The following is a 19,668-nucleotide window of genomic DNA, read 5'->3' as shown; positions in this document are numbered from 1 at the left end:
GCTCAAAGCAGGCAGCGACGAGGCGCTCTTTGTCCTCGCGTGACCAGCGCCGACGGCGCTCTACGGACGTGATCACCTCAATTGGATGCTTCGTCATATGACTACTCCTAGCGTTACCACTAGGACTGCCAGTCAGTAGCCCGTCATCGCAAGACGGCTTTCACCGTGGGCTTACAATCGACGCGCCGTGGCTTGCTGAATTGAATGTTCTTGTTGGACGCAGACCATCGGACACATCGTGGCTTATGATTTTCGTTGGGCAGGGAGTTCCAACAAGACGGCTTTGGTTTCAGGCTAGACATCACTGGCCTGAAACATGCTTTGCGGGGCGGGACGTTCTCTCCTGTGCTGATCGTATTCGATCGATCATTTTGAGAGGGACGCCGCGGGATCTTGACGCCACACGGCTTTGACTTGACGTGCTACAAAAGCTTGTCGGGGGTGATCGGGAGGTCCCGGATGCGCCTTCCTGTCGCATGGAACACTGCATTCGCGATGGCAGCGGGGATGCCAACCATCCCGAGTTCGCCCATACCCTTCACACCCAGAGGATTGACGATCATGTCCTCTTCCTCCACGAAGATTGTCTCGATTGAGTGGACGTCAGCGTTTACTGGCACATGGTAGTGTTGAAGGTTTGCGTTCATGATGCGACCGTAGCGGTGGTCCAGTTCGGTCGCCTCTTCCAACGCCATTCCAATCCCCCATACGACACCGCCAATTTCCTGGCTGTGGGATGCGAGTGGATTGAGAATCTTGCCACATGCAGCGACCGCAATCACGCGAGTAACCTTGACAGTGCCCAGATTGGGATCGACCTTCACTTCTACGAACTGCGCACCATGGGCGAGGGAGGTGTAATTCTCTCGTTCACGCGATGGCTCGGCGTCATAGTTCTCGGTGATCTCGTCGATGCCTGCCCGGTGCATTGTCTCGCGGATTTCGACGTATCGGGATGGGTCGCTCTTTTGCCTGACGCGACCGTCAAGCATTTCTACGTCGGCCGCGACTAAACCCTGCAAGGGGGAGCCAGGCTCGCGATTTGCGAGATCGAGAAGCCTTGCTGTTATGGCGAGTGCACCTCCATGAATTGCCGAGCCGACACTCGACGTCGTCCAGGAGCCGCCTTGTGCGGGTGCTCGAGGCATCTGGGTATCACCGAGTTCAAACGTTACCTGTTCCAAGCCAAGACCTAGATATTCGGCGGCAATCATGGTCATGACGGTATAGGTGCCGGGCCCGATATCGCTCGCAGCGCTCGCAACACTGGCAGTACCTTCTGCTCTGTAGGTTACGCGCGCACTTGCCGGCTGTTGTGCGGCGCCCCATACCGCCGACGCCATTCCCCAGCCAACCAGTAGAGGGCCATCGCGCATGGAGCGCGGTTCAGGATTGCGGTCTGCCCACCCAAATTTTTCAGCGCCAAGTTGGTAGCACTCGCGAAGAGCCTTGCTGGAGAATGGCTTGCCGGTTTCGGGATCGACGTCTGCGTAGTTGATAAATCTCAGTTCTAGGGGATCGATGTTAACTGCGTAGGCCAATTCATCCATCGCGCTTTCCAAGGCAAACATACCGCTCACGGCGCCTGGTGCCCGCATCCACGTTGGCGTGGCAAGGTCGGTCCGTGCGACTTTCAATGGATTTGAAATATGCGTGCACGCGTACATCTGCCGGGTTACGCCCGTCGTGGCGTCCGAGAAGTCCTCGAAAGACGACGTGTTGTGATAAGCCTCGTGAATTATTGCTTCGAGCTTGCCGTCTTCGTCCGCACCCAATGTGACCTTCTGGAACGTAGAGGGGCGATATCCGTGTCCGGTAAACATCTGGGCACGGGTAAAGGCGATCTTGACTGGACGCCTCAACTCCCGCGCCGCCATGGCTGTCAGTGATGGATAGTAGTTTGGTTTCAGCGACGCGCCGAACGCACCACCGACGAATGGCGAGATGACACGAATGTGTTCCGTAGGCACGCCAAGTCCTTCGGCGAGATGGTTCCGCACGCCATACACTTCCTGGGTTTTGTCGAAAATCGTCAGTCGATCTCCCTCCCAAAATGCGATGGCGGCATGCGGCTCGATCGGATTATGGTGCTCGATCGGTATTCGGTACTCAGCCTCGATTTTCACAGGAGCGGTCTTCATTGCAGCGTCCGGACTACCTTTGGCGCGTCTGCTCGCCGTGCGGGGATCAGGTTCGGCACGGTCCAGGACCCTGTACAGGTCTGTTTCGTGAGGTTCGGGCTCGTACGAAACCTTGACGAGACGGGAAGCATAGCGCGCTTGTTCGTAGGTTTCGGCAACGACCAGCGCGATCGGCTGGTTGTTGAAGAAGATCCTGTCGGACTGCAATGGCCAAGCCCATTGCGGCGGCCCGCCAGGCGATTGAGCTGGGCCTAAGCGGCCGGCGTTGAGATGGGTAAAGACTTGGATCACGCCGTCGGCCGCCTGTGCCGCCTGCGTATCGATAGCCGAAATACGACCCCTTGCGATGCTGCTCATAACGAGAAAGCCATAGGCAAGATGCGGGACTTGGAATTCAGCCGCGTACTTCGCTCTCCCGGTGACCTTGGCAATTCCGTCGACGCGAGGCGTCTCTTTTCCCAGGTGACGTGTCAAGAGTTCTCCTCACGCTCAGGCAAAATGCGCGGCGCGCATCAGCGCGCGCGCGACCGCACGCTGGCCAAGCTCAACTTTATAGGCGTTGTGCTTCAATGGACGGGCATTCTGGAACGCCGCCAAGGACGCACGCTGGAACAGCGCCGGGTCGAGCCGCTGCCCGACGAGAATGGCCTCTGTTTCCACGGCGCGCCAAGGCATGTGAGCAACACTGCCAAGAACCACGCGTGCTTGTCGGATGGTGTCGCCATCAATGTCCAAAGCGGCTGCGACGGCAACCATAGCAAAGGCGTATGAGGCCCGGTCCCGAACCTTCAGGTAATAGGAATGACCTGAAAAGGCTGCGGCTGAGACCGGCAGCTCAATGGCAACGATCAGTTCGCCTTGTCTTAGATTTGTGTCTTGCTCCGGGGTTTCCCCTGGCAGACGATGGAAATCGGCAATCGGGACCTGGCGCTCACCGCCGTTCGGTTCGCGTAGCCGAACGATTGCGTTGAGGGCGTGCAAGGCATTTGCCATATCGCCTGGATAGGTGGCGACACAGGATTCGCTCCAACCGAAGATAGCGTGGATCTTATTCAAGCCCTCCCGCGCGCCGCATCCGCTCCCGGGATCGCGCTTGTTGCAGGGCATTGCCGTATCGTAGAAGTAATTACAGCGGGTTCGCTGGAGCAGATTGCCACCATTGGTCGCCATATTGCGCAGTTGGCCCGAGGCCCCAGCGAGGATTGCTTGCGTCAGGAGTGGATAATTTTCACGAACCAGCGGGTGGTTCGCAGTCTCCGTGTTGGTTGCCAGAGCGCCTAGGGAGAGGCCGGAATGGATCCGTTGGATCTGCTTCAATGGCAGGCCAGAAATATCGACCACACGAGCTGGGCGTTCGACGTCCTCCTTCATAAGATCCAGCAGATTTGTTCCGCCAGCCATGAACTTCGCATTGGAGGTGATTGCTGTGAGGTCTGCCAGCGAGCTTGTGTTATCCACGCGAACATATTCAAACGGTCTCATGGCCGGTCTCCTTTGTTGCGCTTGCAAATCTTGTTTGCGGGGCAAATTCCCAGAGCTGAGCGGCTCGACGGCCAGAATGAACCTCCTGGACCGCAGCAACGATTCCAGGGTAAGCCCCGCATCGGCAGATATTCCCACTCATGCGCTCACGGATCTCATCATCCGAAAGACGCGAGGCTGGGATGGCGACATTCTCGGTGACGTGGCTGACGTGACCACGCTGCGCCTCTGCCAGCATGCCAACGGCCGAACAAATCTGGCCAGGTGTGCAATAGCCGCATTGGAATGCGTCATGCTTGATGAAAGCTGCCTGGACGGGATGCAGCTGATCTTCCTGAGCAATGCCTTCGATCGTGGTGACACTTCGACCCTCCAGACCCGCGGTGAGCGTCAGACACGATAGGACCCGCTGGCCGTCAACGAGAACCGTACAAGCTCCACATTGGCCCTGATCGCATCCCTTCTTCGTGCCTGTCAACGCAAGGCCTTCGCGCAGTGCATCGACCAGAACAACCCTCGGATCGACGTTCATTGTTTGCGAACCGCCATTGAGGTTGAACGTGACCTGCACGACGTGCTGCCCCGTGACCGGAGCAGATGCTGCATGCGCGGGAAATTCAACCTGAGCCAGCGCTTGCTCAGTGGCCAGAAGATCAGCGGCGAAGACACCAAGACTACCCGCTGCGGTATGCACCAAGAAGTCTCGACGTGACTGCGACAGGACGGCCAATTCAGGCATGTCGGTCACCAGTAAGCGCTCGTCCTCGCTCAAGTCCTCCACTTTGCTGTTGCCGCAGGGACCGGCCATCTGGTTTCCTTTCGAAACATTTGTAGCGTTTGAAGAACGTGCCGAAATCGCGACGTCAGTGCGTCAAAGCGACGCCATCGAAGGGTCGTGCATGAATTTGCGTAAGAGCGGCGTGACAGGCCTCGCCACACCGCCAAGGCTCTTGGCGAATGGCATACAAGCTAGGGTGAGCCGAGGCGCGGAACTAGGGGCGGTTTCCGTTTGCCGTTATGCACAGGATGATAAATGGAAAGCGCTCGATGGTAACGTCGCCATGGCGTTATTATCGGCCCTCAGCCCTCAGCCCTCAGCCCTCAGCCCTCAGGCCATAGGCATCGCAGCTTATCTGGGCTTGCAGTCCCGTCAAATTAGTGGGTGACCTTTCGGAAAATCAGCCCGGCTTGTAGCGAAGAGCATCGACAATCACGGACAATGCGGGGCTCATCTGCCGGCGGTTAGGGTAGTAGATAAAGTATCCTTCGAAGAGCGGGCACCAGTCGCCGAGAACAAGGATCAGTCGACCTTGCGCAATGTGCTCGGCGACAAGGCTCTCAGGAACATAAGCTAAGCCGTACCCGTTCAGCGCGGCATCGATCATCGAGGGAGAATGATTGAAGGTGAGGGTACCATTGACGCGAACCCGCGTTTGGCGACCGTCCTTCTCGAATTCCCAAGCGTAAAGACCGCCCGAAGAACTCTGGCGTGAATTGATGCAACATTGATCCATCAGGTGCTCTGGCTGGGTCGGGTGGGGATAGCGTTCGAAGTAGTCAGGAGACCCCACGACCACGAGACGCCAATCTCCGCCTATCCGGACAGCGATCATGTCCTTGTCCAGGCGTTCACCTAATCTTACCCCGGCGTCGAAGCGCTCCTCTATTATGTTGCTGATCCCGTTGTCGCAGAAGAACTCGACATTGATATCGGGATACTCCTTGAGAACATTTCGAAGCTTTGGCCAAACAACACTCTCCAGCGCGTAGTCCCCAAGATTTATGCGAACTGTTCCGGAAGGTATGTCTCGAAAGCGCATCAAATCTGCGACATCTGCACTCAGCTCATCGAGCCTCGGCCGGATAGCCTGCAGGAATTTTTCACCTACATCTGTCGGAGCAACGTTTCGAGTGGTCCGAGTCAATAGCCGCAGCCCAACGCGCTCTTCCAAACGCCGGATCGCATGGCTTACGGCTGACTGGGAAACACCCAACATGGCTGCGGCGCGCGTGAAGCTTCGCTCCTCGGCTACGACTGTAAACCAAAAGAGCTCGTTGTAGTCCTCGTTGCGCATTTGTTGCCTTCTAAAAAGCTTGTTCATGAATTCATTGAGGCAATCAGCCCCAAATTTCTTGCGATAGCAAAAATCCGGCACGGCTGCGGCCAAGCTCTCGATGTTTTGAACGCGGCGCGGGGAACCTGCTCAGGGTGCGTGCTAAGCAAGAGTTGACGCGTGATTAATTCCTCAGTGAATAAATGTTAGCAGGATTGCCCATCTAATCAATGGATCGTGTGTTCGCTATATAGTCTCTATGGACACATCGGAACCGCTGATCGCAATCGAGGCGTTATTGCCTTACAAGAGGAGAGGGCGACGCAACGCTCTTCATCGTCCTGCGGACGGCATGCGCGCCCGTGGGAAAGCGGCAGCAAGATCGTTTCCATGTCCGGTCTCTATACCGCCATCGCAGGCCTGATGTCGGTTTTCCCTTCGGCAGCACAGCTGGCGGAAAGCCGCCCAAGACGGCGGGCATGCGGTGAGCGACAATGCTGGCCCAACCGCCCATAACAGATGTTTTGAACCGTATTTGCGCAATCCCTGATTGTGCAAACACGAATGACAAGGAGACTAATATGAGCGAGAACGACCCCCAAAACGTCCCGTCGCAGGACGCTAAATTTTTGTCAGTCGACCGGCGGAGCCTGCTGAAGCTCACCGGCCTGACCGCCGCTGCCATTGGAGTAATTTCGATGTCGGATATGACGACAGAGGCGCAAGCCGCGGAGACGTGGGACAAGACCTTCCCGAAAAGTGACAAAGTTGACCACCAAAAAGTGTCATTCATGAACAAGCTCGGCATTTTGCTTGTAGCCGACGTCTATGTGCCAAAGAGCCTTGATCGTTCGCAACGCCATGCCGCGTTGGTTGTCGGTCATCCTTATGGCGGGGTCAAAGAGCAAACATCCGGCCTTTACGCGCAGACCATGGCGGAGCGCGGTTTTGTTACGATAGCGCACGACGCCTCTTACAACGGCGAGAGCGGCGGCCAGCCGCATTTCACCGCCTCGGCGGAAGCTTTTGTCGAAGACTTTCTGGCAGCCGTCGACTATCTCGGTCAGCAACCTTTCGTGGATCGCGAACGCATCGGCATCATCGGCGTATGCGGCAGCGGAGGCTTCAGCCTGGCTGCGGCCGAGATCGACCCCCGCATTAAAGCTGTCGCAACCGTGAGCATGTACGACATTGGACAAGGTCAACGCCAGGGGCTGGCAGAAAATCTCGATCTCGACGCACTCAAGTCGCAGCTGAAGGAAATTTCTGTTCAGCGTTGGGCCGAGGTCGATGGTGCAGAACGAATGATGGCGGTCGGGACCCCCGAGGTGGTTACTGCAGACTCGAATCCAATCGCGCGCGAGTTCTTTGACTACTACCGCACACCGCGCGGCCAGCATCCACGATCGACGACAGCCATGGCGCGCACGAGCAATGCACCGATGACCCTGTTCTGGTCGTTTGACAAACTGGCCTGGATCTCGCCCYGTCCCCTTCTCTTCGTGACGGGTGATCATGCCCATTCGCGCGTTTTCAGTGAACAAGCCTACGCGAAGGCATCAGAACCTAAAGAGCTCCATGTCGTAGACAATGCCGGACACGTGGATCTCTACGACAGGGTCAACTTGATCCCGTGGGATAAGTTGCAGGGATTTTTCGACCAGCATCTGTCTGCATAGCGCAGAGCCTTCTTGGCGCGACCGAGATCCCCTCGGCCGCGCCAACCTTACCACTGCTGCGCAACTATCGCGCGGCAGTGTTAAGCTTGGTCCTCCCCCTCAATGTGTTGCGCAAGCCGAATGATTGAACATCCAGATCACAAAATCACAACGACGTAAAAGCGGTGACCAGTGAACCAATGTAATGCAAAACGTGTCGCTTTTTCGTTGGGAGCTCTCCTAATGGCTCTCGCGCCGGCTCATGCGGAAGATCGAATTGGGGCCGAGATCGCGCCTCGGCCAGTTGCATGCGCCGCTCTCTCTCAGGCGACCCTTCCCAACGCAAGCATCGAGCTGGCAGAGTGGCATCGACCGCAGGTGCTTGCACCGGATGGCACTTCAGCAATAACCGGCTCTACGAACAAAAACAGCCAAGTTGGCGCGCTATGTTTAGTTCGGGGTGTGATCAACGCGCGCGCAGGAGTGAACGGCAAGGGATACGGAATAGGGTTTGAGCTGCGTCTTCCGGAGGCGTGGAACAGCAAATTCCTGTTTCAAGGTGGTGGTGGAACGGACGGCTTCTTAGCCCCGGCACTGGGCAGTATTCCCTTTCAGGGCTCCACTGCGGCGCCTGCGCTCGTCCGTGGTTATGCCGTGGTCAGTCAAGACGGCGGCCACCAGGCTACTGACACCAGTTTTGCACAGGACCAACAGGCACGCCTTGACTATGCCTACGGGTCAACAGGCCAGGTCACGAGCGTTGCAAAGCAATTGATCAACCTCTTTTACGGCGCGCATCCGCGCAAATCCTATTTCATGGGCTGCTCAAACGGCGGCCGCGAAGCAATGATGGCGGCGCAGCGCTATCCGACAGAATTTGATGGCATCGTCGCGGGCAATCCTGGGTTCCGGCTGTCATACGCCGCCGTCGGCGAAGCATGGGACAGTCAGCAATTCATGCGGGTCGCGCCGGTAAATGCGTTGGGCGAGAAAATCGTCGCCAATGCCTTTACGCCGCGCGAGCTCGACCTTGTTAGTCAGGCGATCACCCAACAATGTGACGGATGGGATGGTTTGAAAGACGGTGTCATCAATGGTTGGGAGCAATGCGATTTCAGGCCTGTTACGTTACAATGTCAGCCAGGATCGACGAAGGAGTGTTTGTCGGAGGCGAAAGTCGGCGTCTTGCAAACGGTGTTTGCCGGAGCCAAGAACAGCCGGGGCGAGAATGTCTATGCCAGTTGGCCTTGGGACGCAGCAATCAACACGCCAGGCTGGCGCATGTGGAAATTGGGGACCTCGCAGACCGGAAAGCCCAATGCCATCGCCTTCACAATGGGAGCTGCTGCCCTTCGCGACTATTTCATGACGCCCTACAATCCGGATTTTGACGTTTTGGCTTTCGACTTCGATCATGATGTTGCGAGGATCAGTCAGACCGCTGCAATTAATGACGCTGATGCCACTTTCCTTACGACTTATGCGCAGTTGGGAGGGAAGTTGTTGATCGTCCAGGGCGTGTCAGATCCTGTATTTTCTGCAAATGACATTCGTGATTGGTATCGTCGGCTTCAGCGAGACATGGGCGCTCAGACCTCAAACTTTGCTCGTCTGTTCATGGTACCGGGCATGACGCATTGCGGTGGGGGGTCTGCACTGGAAGATATTGACCCTCTATCGGCACTGGAGGAGTGGACTGACCGAGGCGTCGCCCCAGCGCAGATGATTGGCAAGGGCGTGCTTCTTGGGGACACAAGACAGCGCTCCCAACCGATTTGTGCCTATCCACAGACGGCCATCTACAAAGGCGGCGACGAACGGTCTGCGGCGAGCTTCATTTGCCACTGAGCCGTTTCCGACAATGGTCCGCCCCCTGATCAGGCACTTTCCACGCCGGCGATCCCCATGTGTCAATTTTGGAAATCGGGGATATTTGCGTCGCCGATCGCAAGTGGGATAGCGGCGACGCAGTTCGCTCAACCACTGAGCGGGGGATAGGCATGTCCACGAACACCGAGCGACCGCGTCAGGGCCATGCGCTCTTCTAGTCGGTGTGCGTAGGATCTCCAATCGACCATGCAATGCCATCGCCTCGATCCATCGCTTTCAGCGAAGCGAGGTCTGCCGCATCGATAACGAATCCGCCGAGATCGATGTTTTGCCGCATACGCTCGGGATTGAGACTCTTTGGCAGAACGGCATAACCGTTCTGCACCCCCCAACGCAAAAGCAGCTGAGCTTCGGTGACACCGTACTTTGCAGCCATCGCGGCAAGGACGCCATCGCTGATCTTCATCGCCTCGGTCTTGGCGCTGTCTTGGCCTGGCTGCGCCCGCCAGGTCGATAGCGGCGCGAGACTGCTATAGGCGATCGGTGCGATGCCATTTTCTTTCATGTAGGCGAGGAGTTCCGGTTTTTGCGACCAGGGATGGAGCTCGATCTGGTTGGCGTCCGGCAGGGGAAGACCGGCGGCCTTGATCTCCTCAAGGTGCTTTTCGCTATAGTTGCTAACACCAATGCTTCGGGCCTTGCCAAGGCGCTTGATCTCCAGGAGCCCGCGCCATTGGTTCAACCGCTCGGCGCCGCCATGCGGAGCATGTATCAGATAGAGATCGACGTAGTCGAGGCCAAGTCGTTCCAAACTGCCGTTGAAGGCGGCAACGGTCTCTTCTTCGTTCTTCAGTTTCTGACCCCAGGCCGCGTGGCCTTGCCAGAGTTTGGTGGTCACGAAAATGTCTTCGCGGGCGAGTCCTGCCTCGGCGATGCCGGCACGGATGCCGGCGCCCACCGATTCTTCGTTTTCGTAGACTTCGGCCGTATCAATGTGACGATACCCGTTTAAGATCGCAGCGCGCACGGCTTCCTTGGCGTCCTCCTGGGAAATCAGGTAAGTCCCAAAGCCCACGGCGGGAATTGCGGTTTCACGGTTTAGAGGGAACGTTTGTTGATAGACTGTCATGGCGAGTTCCAAACTTCTTTGCTAGAGAGCCGAAGATTTCAGGGTCTTCGGTGTGTGAGCTGAATTGACAGCGCATTATGCGCGGTAGTCGTACGGTGCTGCGACGAAGCGATAGGCTCCATTGTCGCGCTCGACAAAGCCAAAGCCGGGGAAATCAAGATGCATCCCCGCCACCATCATGTCGTCCGCGGTAACCATGTCCAGGATGGCCTTCCGGGTTTGCGCTGCTTTGGCCTGATCGGCATCAAGGGCGAAGGACCAATCCGGTCGAGTAAACTGGAAGGCTGTACCGTGAATGATATCGCCCCAGATCAACAAGCTCTCTTTGCCGCTGTCGATACGCAGGCCGAGATGCCCAGGTGTGTGGCCCGGCAAGGCGACGGTGGTCAGCCCAGGCGCGATCTCAGCGCCCGGTTGGATCAACAATTTCACTCCGTCATAGGGCTTCACCATCGCGCGCGAGACATCCCAATAGGCCTGGAAGTCCTTGCTCTGCTGCGCGTAGATCGCATCGTCATGGACGAATTTCCATTCGGCTTCCGACACGACGAGCGGCGCATTCGGCAGAACCTTGTAGCCTGTTGAAGGGTCGGTCAGGCCGCCGACATGATCGACGTGAATRTGCGTCGCGAACATTGTATCGACCTGCTCGGGGGCAACGCCGATTGCGGACAAAGCGCGCGCCCAACCGCCCACCGTGGGCCCCATTGCCGCCGGAGCGCCGGCGTCCACGGCAACGATCCGGTCCTTCGTCTTGATGAGATAGGCATTGATGCCGATGCTGAACGTGGCCGGATCAAAAGATTTGTGCGCTAACTTGGCTGCAGCTTCGCCCGCTTTCACCTCGAAGGACGGAAACATCCCATTGGGAAAAGTTCCATATCCGTCCATGAGGGCAAAAACTTCGATCTCACCGATCCTGCGCCGCATGACCATCGGGCTTTGGATTGGCTTGGCGGCCGCGTCCTGGGCAGATGCAGTACCACTTAATCGCAATACGGAGGGCGCCGTCAGCGCAGCAGGAACCAACGCCGCCACGCTGAGGAATTTTCTTCGGTTGACTGTCATTGATCGCAATCCCTTGTACGTCGATGAATTTGGCTATAACTAGCGCTATGAGAACTGGATGGACATTCCCGAAGCGTTTATGGAAGGCATAAGGTATACTTATGGATAATATTTCTGGCCTTCGATCTCTTATGGCCGCCGCGCAAGACGGATCGCTTTCTGCCGCGGCACGACGTTTGAACATTACACAGCCCGCTGTCAGCCAGCAGATTGCCGCGTTGGAACAGCTCTATGGCGTCGAACTCGTGGTGCGAGGACGCAACGGCGTAAGATTGACCGAGGCAGGCCAGATTGCCGCAACACATGCGGAGCAGGTACTTGCTCAATTAGCTCAAATGAATGAGGCCATGTTCGCCTTGCAGTCTTCGGAGGAGGGCCGCCTGAGCGTGGCATGTCCTTCGTTGATCGCTCAAACTGTTCTTGTGCCGGTTCTCGCAGATTTGCGGCGCATTTACCCGAAGCTCAGGATTGACCTGAAGGCGAGCGATCAAATTCAGGATTTTGCCAAGAACCCCTATGATCTGGAGATCCGAGCTTGTCGTATTGGCCCAGCCGAAGGCTCCATACGAAAGCTTGCAGAGATTGAGCAAGTGCTTATCGCGTCGCCTGCCTATTTGGATCGGACAGGCCGCCCGAAGAATTTGGACGACCTCGCTAAGCTGGACTATGTTCAATACAAAGACGACCCGGATGAAAAGTTCCTGCCGCTCGCCAATGGGGGCCAAGCGCCGATTACCATAGCGTTTGCCGCGCAAATGCCCGATCTGATGCTTCACGCCGTACAAAACCAACTCGGCATAGCCGCCCTTCCTCGGTTCTTCGTACACACTCAACTCGAGGCAGGAGTCATCGAAGAAGTCCTTCCGGCATATCCCATCGCCACCAAGCAACTCTTCCTCGTGCGTGCACCCGGCACCCTTGGCAAGAGCCGTCGCGTCGCGATTTTCACGGACCGCTTGGTGGCTGAATTGGCGGCAGCACCAGGCTTCCAGCTGGTGTCGGGGCTCAGAGGGGCGATTCCAGTCCCATCGCTAGGCTGAAGGCTGGAATGGGAGAACAGACCTCTGCGACGGCCTCCGGGCGCGGTCAGGGCTGCTTTTCGATTTTGCGCCGAAGTATGCTCCGCACAACCCGCTATTTGGCCAACTCGATCTTCACTGTAACAGACCCAGGCCGATCAAATATGGACACATCGCCTGTCACCTTTCCCAGGATGACGATCCCGGGCTGCGGGACTTGTCCATCCCGATAGTAGATCACGAAATCGCCAGAACTCCATAGGCCAAGAGTGCCCGCTGAAAAATCGCGCTGACGCGAGGCTGCAGGCAGGGGCGAAGGCAAATTGCCCGTCTTTTCTTGCCGCAGGTGGTCGTCCATCTCGATCGTCAATGGCAACATTTGTACCAGAGCTTTCGCCGCACTATTGGTCGCCAACTCGGCAGTGACCTGCCCCCAATTCGACGAGATCACGATACGTTGTTCTGCCGCTGCAGGTCCGCCCAGTCCGACGGCGATGAGAAGTGCCCCCAATGTTATACGCGGCATATTCACTATCCTCTCTCATGAATCTGCGGAAACATCCGCCGGCTCCAAGTCTCCAATGCTGATTTGGTCACCGAAAACACCGAGACACGGCGAAGCGGGGACCTCGTGACATTGCCGATCAATCCCGAGGGGTGTCCTCACCTGAAGAAACCAGATCGGTTATTTGTGATCGGCACCGCGCGTGACAGCAGACACCATAGGAGCAACCAAGCGATCGTGCACGATGAAATGGTTCAAATGAGCGTGAGGCGTCAACCAGGAAGTGTGAAGCCACGTTTAAGCGTCATGTCGAAGCCTCATTATTTTCCATCAGTGGAATGTTCGGCCGCCATCAACTGCCAACGTAGCTCCGGTGACATAGGATGAATCAGGCGATGTCAGAAACAGCATTGCTCTAGCGATTTCAGCGGGATCGGCGATCCGCTTCAAGGCATAGTTACCGACATTCGTACGGAAGCCATCAGCCATCGGCGTATCGACCATGCCGGGACAAACGCAATTGACGCGGATAGCCGGCGCCAGATCCGCAGCCAGGGCTTTGGTTAGCGCAATCACACCACCTTTCGAGGCTGCATATGCGGCCAACCCAGGTGCATTGGGGAGCAAACCTGCACCAGATGCTATGTTGACAACCGTCGATATCTCATTGCGTCTCAGCCATGGCAGGCACGCTTGGATGACAAAGAAACTTCCCGACAGATTTACATCGAGCACCTGACGCCAGATTTTCGGAGTGATCTCAGCCGTCGGACCGGTCATCATGATACCAGCCGCGTTGATCRCCCCGTCAATTCCGCCGATTTTCTCGGCGGCCTGATTGATCGCAGCTGTGACTTGGTCTTCTTTGGTAATGTCAACTTCGGCAATGACGCCGTCTCGGCCACCAAAGGTGGTTTCCAATGCACCAGCGTTTCGATCCAAAAGGATCACCTTTGCGCCTTCCTCCATGAAGAGGCTCGCCGTGACGCGCCCAATTCCCGAGGCGGCGCCCGTAATGACAATTCGCCGCCCTACAAGGCGCTGGTTACTGGAAGGGGTCAAGGAGATATCAGACATCGGTCGTCGTTCCGTCTTTCGAATGCTATTGTTCCGGTAGTGTCGCGTCGGGATCTTGGTTTGATATGCCACCAGCCTTCGCGGTATTGAATGTGCCGATCCTACCCTGGACAGCCATCCCGGGCTGAGGAGCAGCCACTCGCATTGGATCAGACACGCTTTCAAGAAGCGAGATGGAATCAAGCTTTGTCGGTGGGTGGTATAAGCGGAGATTCTACCCTACGCGGAAGCCCATTTCGAAACAGGGAACTGGTCTCGACAAAGTTATGCGCGGTGATCGGCGAAGCTAAAATTGCGCCGCGACAATTTGCAGGCTTTGACCCAACTAGCGAGGATTTTGGATGGCGGCGGGCAAAAGGATCAGGTCATCATCTTGAAGCCGCCTTAACCTGGCGTGACGAAGCTAACGACTTCACATCAACTGAACATTTTCGCACTGGCGCGATATTTCCGTACCGACAGACCGGACGTCTTCGAGTAGGTCGCGGTGGGCGGGCTGCATCTCGTAGCCCTCGCGCATAAACAAGGCGATACTTCGTTTCAGATGCGGTGATGAAATTGGCAGACAGTCCAGCGAACCTTCGCGAATTTCAGCCAAAGCGGCGTGGCGGGGGAGCAGGGCGAGGCTGTCGCTGCTTGCTACAAGGGATTTCAGCATCGAGATGGAAGACGATACCGTATTTGAGACAGGGTATGAAAGGCCCTCATTCTTCAGAACGTCTTCAAGCAGCGTGTTGTATCGTCCAGCCGGTGGCGATACCCATGGGAAGGCGACCAAGTCTGCCCAACTGAGCTCAGGCTTCGGAAACAAAGGGTGCCCTGTACGGGCAATGACGTGCAAACATTCCCGGAAGAGCACGCGTTGCTTCAGTCCGCTTAACACATCATAGCTGTCCGTAACGCCCACCATGAAATCAAGCTCTCGTCCAAGCAGCGCATGCAACAGTTCAATCTGCACCCTCTGGATGATCTGCAGGCTCTCGTTCGGATATTTGGCGCGCCAACGTCCGACTGCCTTGGGTATGACGGTGACTGACAGGCTTGGAAGCGCACCAAAGCGAATCGCGTTGTCCTGTCGACTGCGACGATCTACCATGTGACGCTCAAGCAACTTGAGTTCGTCCCTGATCAGTCGGGCGTGAGCGTAAATCAGGTCACCGAAGCGCGTTGGCGCGACACCTGATGGTCCGCGTTCCAATAGCCTTTGTCCGACATCTGCCTCCAGCCGGCTCATAGAGGCGGACAAGGCTGGTTGAGAGATATCGAGAAACTTTGCTGCCTTCTTCAAGCTGCCGTGCTCGATGATGGTAACGAAATATATCAGTTTTCTCGGGTCTAGCTCAAGATTTCCCAGATGCAATTGCCATCCTCACTGAATAAGAAACGGCCATGGCCGAGCACGGACGGGTCACTTCAACTATGCTGGACTTTGCGTTTCGCATTGCTGTCTTCGATGGGATGCAAGATTGCGAAAACGGGCACGTTCGCGAACATGATGAAAGCATGATAGCCGACATCTCACGTCCAATGTCGATGTACGCTAAAGCGGGCAGGGGTCCCCTAAGCAAGACATCCCATTATCCGCGTGCCGGCACCAATGTCGAAATGGGGGCTGCCATGACTCAAATTGGGGTCGTTATCGCACGAAGTGCCAACGGTTTGAGCCGTGAGGCGTTGGTCAAGACATTCATCAGACATCCTCCCGCTGCATGAACACCGTCTCCCTCGGCACCATACTTTGAAGCGCAATCGTTGCATAGGTTTGGTCCCATGTCATTTCCCATGTTCAACTCCGGCTCGCGGGCAATAGGACAGGCTTATATCCCAGGCATTTGAATCGCTGATCGCGCTTTGGGATGCTTAAACACCGGCGTTATCGTGCAAGAGGAACCGGCAAATAGAACGAACGCTCAGAGGTTTTATGCCGGCACCAAGCGTGACCGCGATCGCAATTCATGAATCAAATCGATAACGGCAAGAAGCAAAACGCACCTAATCATTGCGATGGGCAGCATTAACTTCGAGTCCACGAGCGGTCGATCCGTGCCGAATACCGTTGAACATACGAAATGGAGCCGGAGATGCAAAATCCCATCCACCTTGAAATATCCCGCCGCAACTTACTAATCTCGTCGGCCGCCTCGGCTGCCGTCGCTGGTGCGGCAACAGGACAAGTGGCTGCGCAAGAGGCGAGGGATTCAATGCAATTCATGTCGAAAGTGACGCTTACTGTAAACGGCGAGAGCCGCAGCCTGGATGTCGACAATCGAACGACACTGCTCGATGCATTGCGCGAGCATCTACACCTGACCGGTACGAAGAAGGGCTGCGATCACGGCCRATGCGGCGCCTGCACAGTGATGGTTGATGGTCGTCGCGTCAATTCCTGTCTTTCCCTCGCCGTCATGCACGAGGGCGACCAAGTGACGACCATTGAGGGCCTTGGAAAGCCGGGTGCGCTTCATCCCATGCAGGCAGCATTTGTCAAGCATGACGGGTTTCAGTGCGGGTACTGTACGCCCGGACAAATCTGTTCCTCCGTGGCGGTGCTTGAGGAAATCAGAGCGAATGTACCAAGCCACGTCACCGGCGACCTCATGACCCAAACTGCGGTCACTCCGGCCGAAATTCGCGAGCGGATGAGCGGCAATATCTGTCGCTGCGGCGCATATTCCAACATCATCGATGCCATCGTTGAAGCCGCGGGGACAAAAACATGAGACCCTTTACATACGAACGCGCCTCCTCTGTAGAAGCCGCAGCCAAGGCCGCCGCTTCAAATTCAGGTGCGAAATTCATTGCCGGCGGCACGAACTTGCTTGATTTGATGAAGCTGGAGATAGAGACGCCGACCCATCTGATCGACGTCAACGGTCTGGGCCTGGATACGATCGATGCGACACCAGAGGGTGGACTTCGAATCGGCGCTCTCGTGCGAAATACGGATCTCGCCGCGCATGCGATTGTGCGCCGTGACTACGGGCTCTTGTCCAGGGCACTTGTCGCTGGAGCCTCCGGCCAGTTGCGCAACAAGGCTACAACGGCCGGCAACCTGTTGCAGCGGACCCGCTGTCCCTATTTCTATGATACCAATCAGCCGTGCAACAAACGACAGCCCGGAAGCGGTTGCTCTGCTATTGGCGGATTTTCGCGTCAGCATGCCGTTGTTGGTGTGAGTGACAGCTGCATCGCAACTCATCCAAGCGATATGGCCGTTGCCATGCGAACGCTTGATGCGGTGGCGGAGACCGTCAAAGCCGACGGTAGTCGCCGCTCGATTCCGATTGCAGACCTCCATCGCCTGCCCGGCACTACGCCTCAAATCGAAACCGGCTTAGAGAGCGGCGAATTCATTACAGCTGTCGTACTTCCTCCGCCGATCGGTGGAAAACACATTTATCGCAAGGTCCGTGACCGCGCCTCCTATGCATTCGCCATTATTTCGGTAGGGGCGGTCTTGCAGCCCGACGGGACGGGTTGTGTCGCCATAGGCGGCATTGCCCATAAACCTTGGCGCGTCGCGGCTGCTGATGCCGCACTGCAAAACAGCGCCCGGGAGGCCGCGGGTGCATTGCTCGTCGATGCCCGCCCGACGGATRCAAACCGGTTCAAGATCGATCTGGTCGAGCGCACGCTCGGCGCAGTTATCGCCGAAGCAAGGGGTTAAGCTTATGCAGTTCGATTCACCAGCACTCAACAATCCGATCGACCGCATGACGGTCGTTGGTCAGCCGATCCTGCGCATCGACGGCCAGTTGAAGACGACCGGGCGGGCAATCTACGCCTACGAATGGCATGATGCGAATTCGCCCTACGCCTATGGGTACCCCTTGGGCGCTGCTATTGCCAAGGGCCGCATCAAGTCCATGGACGTCACAGCCGCCAAGGATGCGCCCGGCGTGCTGGATGTAGTGACCACGCTTGATGTCGGCGAGCGCAAGAGGGGCAAGTTCAACACGGCCAATCTGTTTGGTGGCGATCGGGTCCAGCACTATCACCAGGCAATCGCCGTTGTTGTCGCTGAAAGCTTTGAGCAGGCCCGCGCTGCCACTGCCCTCATTAAAGTCGACTACGCGGAAGAGAAGGGTATCTTCGACCTCCACCAGGCGATGGAGACGGCTGTTAAGCCGGAATCGGGCGACCCGGACTCAAAGGCCGGAGATTTCGACGCTGCATTTAAGGCGGCTGCGGTGACCTTGGAGGAATCCTACTCCACCCCAGACCAATCCCACGCCATGATGGAACCGCACGCATCGATCGCGGTCTGGGACGGGGATGATCTAACTCTCTGGACGTCGAGCCAAATGATCGATTGGTGGCRCTCTGATCTTGCGACGACCTTGGACGTGGACAAGGAAAGAATTCACGTGATGTCGCCGTTCATCGGCGGCGGCTTTGGCGGCAAGCTGTTTTTGCGCGCCGATGCGGTCCTGGCCGCATTTGCCGCAAAAGCCGTGAAGCGGCCTGTTAAAGTCGCGCTCCCGCGCCATTTGATGATGAACAACACGACCCATCGACCAGCCACCGTCCAGAGGTTGCGCATCGGCGCCGAACACGACGGCAAGATCACGGCGATTGCACATGAGAGCTGGTCGGGTGACCAGAAGGGCGGCCAGCCCGAGGCCGCCGTCATGCAGACGCGATTGCTTTACGCGGGAAAAAACCGAATGACGGCAATGCGTCTTGCGACGCTCGATCTTCCAGAGGGTAATGCCATGCGCGCGCCAGGGGAGGCCCCTGGCCTGATGGCGCTCGAAATCGCAATGGACGAGATGGCAGAGAAGCTGAACATCGATCCAGTAGAATTTCGGATACTCAACGATACGCAGGTTGATCCTGAGAAGGTCGAGCGCCAGTTTTCTCACCGCAATCTCAACGGCTGTCTGAAACTTGGTGCAGAGCGCTTTGGTTGGAGTGCAAGGGGCCGCCCCGGCTCCCGGCGAGAAGGCAACTGGCTGATCGGCATGGGCGTGGCAACGGCTTTCCGAAACAACATCCACCTGCCCTCAGGGGCGCGCGTTCGTCTTAACGCAGACGGCATTGTGACTGTCGAGACGGACATGACCGACATCGGAACGGGAAGCTATACAATCATTGCGCAGACAGCCGCCGAGATGATGGGTCTGACTATCGACAGAGTGGAGGTCCAGTTGGGCGACTCCCGGTTTCCCGTATCCGCCGGCTCCGGCGGACAATTTGGTGCCAACTGTTCGACATCGGGCGTCTACGCAGCCTGCGTCAAACTCCGCGATGCCATTTCCCAGAAGCTCGGCTTCAACTCGGAGGACACGGTCTTTGAAAACGGCCAGGTTCGCTCGGGGAATCGATCTGTATCCTTAGCCGATGCCGCCGGTTCTGAGCGCTTGGTCGGAGAGGATACAATCGAGTGGGGTGATGTTACTGAAACGCAGCAGCAGTCGACGTTCGGAGCACATTTCGTCGAAGTCGGCGTCGATGTTGCGACCGGCGAAAGTCGTATCCGCCGTATGCTGGCAGTCTGTGCGGCCGGACGTATTCTCAACCCGGTCACTGCCCGCAGTCAGGTCATTGGGGCGATGACAATGGGAGCGGGCGGGGCGCTTTCTGAGGAATTGGCCGTCGACACCCGCCGTGGCTTCTTCGTCAACCATGACCTGGCTGGCTATGAGGTTGCTGCCGCCGTGGCTTCTTCGTCAACCATGACCTGGCTGGCTATGAGGTTGCTG

The 19,668-nt window shown here is 56.9% G+C and carries 16 protein-coding genes; 7 read left to right on the top strand and 9 right to left on the bottom strand.

Going from position 1 to position 19,668, the window contains the following annotated elements; all coding sequences use genetic code 11:
* Positions 1–422: 422 nt before the first annotated feature.
* The 4 genes from AC1D1Z_RS25430 to AC1D1Z_RS25415 form a co-directional block, all read right to left on the bottom strand.
* Entirely contained in the window at positions 423–2,615 is a 2,193-nt protein-coding gene (locus tag AC1D1Z_RS25430) for a xanthine dehydrogenase family protein molybdopterin-binding subunit (protein ID WP_018517558.1), read from the bottom strand.
* A gap of 15 nt (positions 2,616–2,630) precedes the next feature.
* Positions 2,631–3,623 carry an FAD binding domain-containing protein gene (locus tag AC1D1Z_RS25425; RefSeq protein WP_115156456.1) on the bottom strand — a complete coding sequence of 331 codons (993 nt, stop codon included), beginning with the start codon at positions 3,621–3,623 and terminating at the stop codon, positions 2,631–2,633.
* Entirely contained in the window at positions 3,610–4,431 is an 822-nt protein-coding gene (locus AC1D1Z_RS25420; RefSeq protein WP_065277901.1) for a 2Fe-2S iron-sulfur cluster-binding protein, read from the bottom strand. Before AC1D1Z_RS25420 ends, AC1D1Z_RS25425 begins: the two co-directional genes overlap by 14 nt.
* A 370-nt stretch (positions 4,432–4,801) precedes the next feature.
* Positions 4,802–5,698: a LysR family transcriptional regulator gene (locus tag AC1D1Z_RS25415; protein ID WP_065277907.1), complete on the bottom strand. Its 897-nt coding sequence runs from the start codon at positions 5,696–5,698 to the stop codon at positions 4,802–4,804.
* 560 nt (positions 5,699–6,258) lie between these two features.
* Between AC1D1Z_RS25415 and AC1D1Z_RS25410 the strand changes: the two genes are divergently transcribed.
* Positions 6,259–7,356, top strand: a complete 1,098-nt coding sequence (locus tag AC1D1Z_RS25410; RefSeq protein WP_477851912.1) for an alpha/beta hydrolase — start codon at positions 6,259–6,261, stop codon at positions 7,354–7,356.
* A gap of 222 nt (positions 7,357–7,578) precedes the next feature.
* A complete protein-coding gene (locus AC1D1Z_RS25405) occupies positions 7,579–9,183 on the top strand; it encodes a tannase/feruloyl esterase family alpha/beta hydrolase (protein ID WP_115156454.1) in 1,605 nt (534 codons plus the stop codon).
* Between the two features lie 196 nt (positions 9,184–9,379).
* Here the strand turns inward: AC1D1Z_RS25405 and AC1D1Z_RS25400 are convergent, their stop codons facing one another.
* Positions 9,380–10,294 (bottom strand): aldo/keto reductase, encoded by a 915-nt coding sequence (locus tag AC1D1Z_RS25400; protein ID WP_065277898.1) that lies wholly within the window; start codon positions 10,292–10,294, stop codon positions 9,380–9,382.
* Positions 10,295–10,369: 75 nt separating this feature from the next.
* Entirely contained in the window at positions 10,370–11,362 is a 993-nt protein-coding gene (locus AC1D1Z_RS25395; RefSeq protein ID WP_026242442.1) for an MBL fold metallo-hydrolase, read from the bottom strand.
* Positions 11,363–11,463: 101 nt separating this feature from the next.
* On the opposite strand from AC1D1Z_RS25395, the gene AC1D1Z_RS25390 reads away from it, so the two are divergent.
* Entirely contained in the window at positions 11,464–12,402 is a 939-nt protein-coding gene (locus tag AC1D1Z_RS25390; RefSeq protein WP_080646157.1) for a LysR family transcriptional regulator, read from the top strand.
* A gap of 94 nt (positions 12,403–12,496) precedes the next feature.
* Here AC1D1Z_RS25390 and AC1D1Z_RS25385 read toward each other — a convergent pair whose 3' ends face one another.
* From AC1D1Z_RS25385 to AC1D1Z_RS25375, 3 genes are all read right to left on the bottom strand, one after another.
* Positions 12,497–12,907 carry a cyclophilin-like fold protein gene (locus AC1D1Z_RS25385; protein WP_065277897.1) on the bottom strand — a complete coding sequence of 137 codons (411 nt, stop codon included), beginning with the start codon at positions 12,905–12,907 and terminating at the stop codon, positions 12,497–12,499.
* A gap of 309 nt (positions 12,908–13,216) precedes the next feature.
* Positions 13,217–13,963 (bottom strand): SDR family NAD(P)-dependent oxidoreductase, encoded by a 747-nt coding sequence (locus tag AC1D1Z_RS25380; protein ID WP_477851908.1) that lies wholly within the window; start codon positions 13,961–13,963, stop codon positions 13,217–13,219.
* Between the two features lie 412 nt (positions 13,964–14,375).
* Positions 14,376–15,323: a LysR family transcriptional regulator gene (locus AC1D1Z_RS25375; protein WP_018517570.1), complete on the bottom strand. Its 948-nt coding sequence runs from the start codon at positions 15,321–15,323 to the stop codon at positions 14,376–14,378.
* A gap of 29 nt (positions 15,324–15,352) precedes the next feature.
* On the opposite strand from AC1D1Z_RS25375, the gene AC1D1Z_RS25370 reads away from it, so the two are divergent.
* The 4 genes from AC1D1Z_RS25370 to AC1D1Z_RS25355 form a co-directional block, all read left to right on the top strand.
* Positions 15,353–15,676, top strand: a complete 324-nt coding sequence (locus AC1D1Z_RS25370) for a hypothetical protein (protein WP_477851905.1) — start codon at positions 15,353–15,355, stop codon at positions 15,674–15,676.
* A 368-nt stretch (positions 15,677–16,044) separates the two neighbouring features.
* Positions 16,045–16,683, top strand: a complete 639-nt coding sequence (gene paoA, locus AC1D1Z_RS25365; RefSeq protein WP_477851903.1) for an aldehyde dehydrogenase iron-sulfur subunit PaoA — start codon at positions 16,045–16,047, stop codon at positions 16,681–16,683.
* Positions 16,680–17,630 carry an FAD binding domain-containing protein gene (locus AC1D1Z_RS25360; protein WP_477851901.1) on the top strand — a complete coding sequence of 317 codons (951 nt, stop codon included), beginning with the start codon at positions 16,680–16,682 and terminating at the stop codon, positions 17,628–17,630. The genes paoA and AC1D1Z_RS25360 overlap by 4 nt, the downstream gene beginning before the upstream one ends.
* 4 nt (positions 17,631–17,634) lie before the next feature.
* Positions 17,635–19,668, top strand: a 2,034-nt coding sequence (locus tag AC1D1Z_RS25355) for a molybdopterin cofactor-binding domain-containing protein (RefSeq protein ID WP_477851899.1), incomplete at its 3' end; no start/stop codon positions are given.

The sequence above is a fragment of the Rhizobium sp. P1_E1 genome (assembly GCF_056406015.1).
The sequence above is the reverse complement of the archived record's forward strand: the minus strand, read 5'-3'. Positions and strand labels throughout refer to the sequence as shown.

What these genes read in the sequence shown, in the direction of transcription:
- AC1D1Z_RS25370 (WP_477851905.1), top strand. Translation starts at nt 15,353, where the DNA reads ATGGCCGAGCACGGACGGGTCACTTCAACTATGCTGGACTTTGCGTTT.
- AC1D1Z_RS25385 (WP_065277897.1), bottom strand. Translation starts at nt 12,907, where the DNA reads ATGCCGCGTATAACATTGGGGGCACTTCTCATCGCCGTCGGACTGGGC.
- AC1D1Z_RS25400 (WP_065277898.1), bottom strand. Translation starts at nt 10,294, where the DNA reads ATGACAGTCTATCAACAAACGTTCCCTCTAAACCGTGAAACCGCAATT.
- AC1D1Z_RS25415 (WP_065277907.1), bottom strand. Translation starts at nt 5,698, where the DNA reads ATGCGCAACGAGGACTACAACGAGCTCTTTTGGTTTACAGTCGTAGCC.
- AC1D1Z_RS25390 (WP_080646157.1), top strand. Translation starts at nt 11,464, where the DNA reads ATGGATAATATTTCTGGCCTTCGATCTCTTATGGCCGCCGCGCAAGAC.
- AC1D1Z_RS25425 (WP_115156456.1), bottom strand. Translation starts at nt 3,623, where the DNA reads ATGAGACCGTTTGAATATGTTCGCGTGGATAACACAAGCTCGCTGGCA.
- AC1D1Z_RS25420 (WP_065277901.1), bottom strand. Translation starts at nt 4,431, where the DNA reads ATGGCCGGTCCCTGCGGCAACAGCAAAGTGGAGGACTTGAGCGAGGAC.
- AC1D1Z_RS25405 (WP_115156454.1), top strand. Translation starts at nt 7,579, where the DNA reads ATGGCTCTCGCGCCGGCTCATGCGGAAGATCGAATTGGGGCCGAGATC.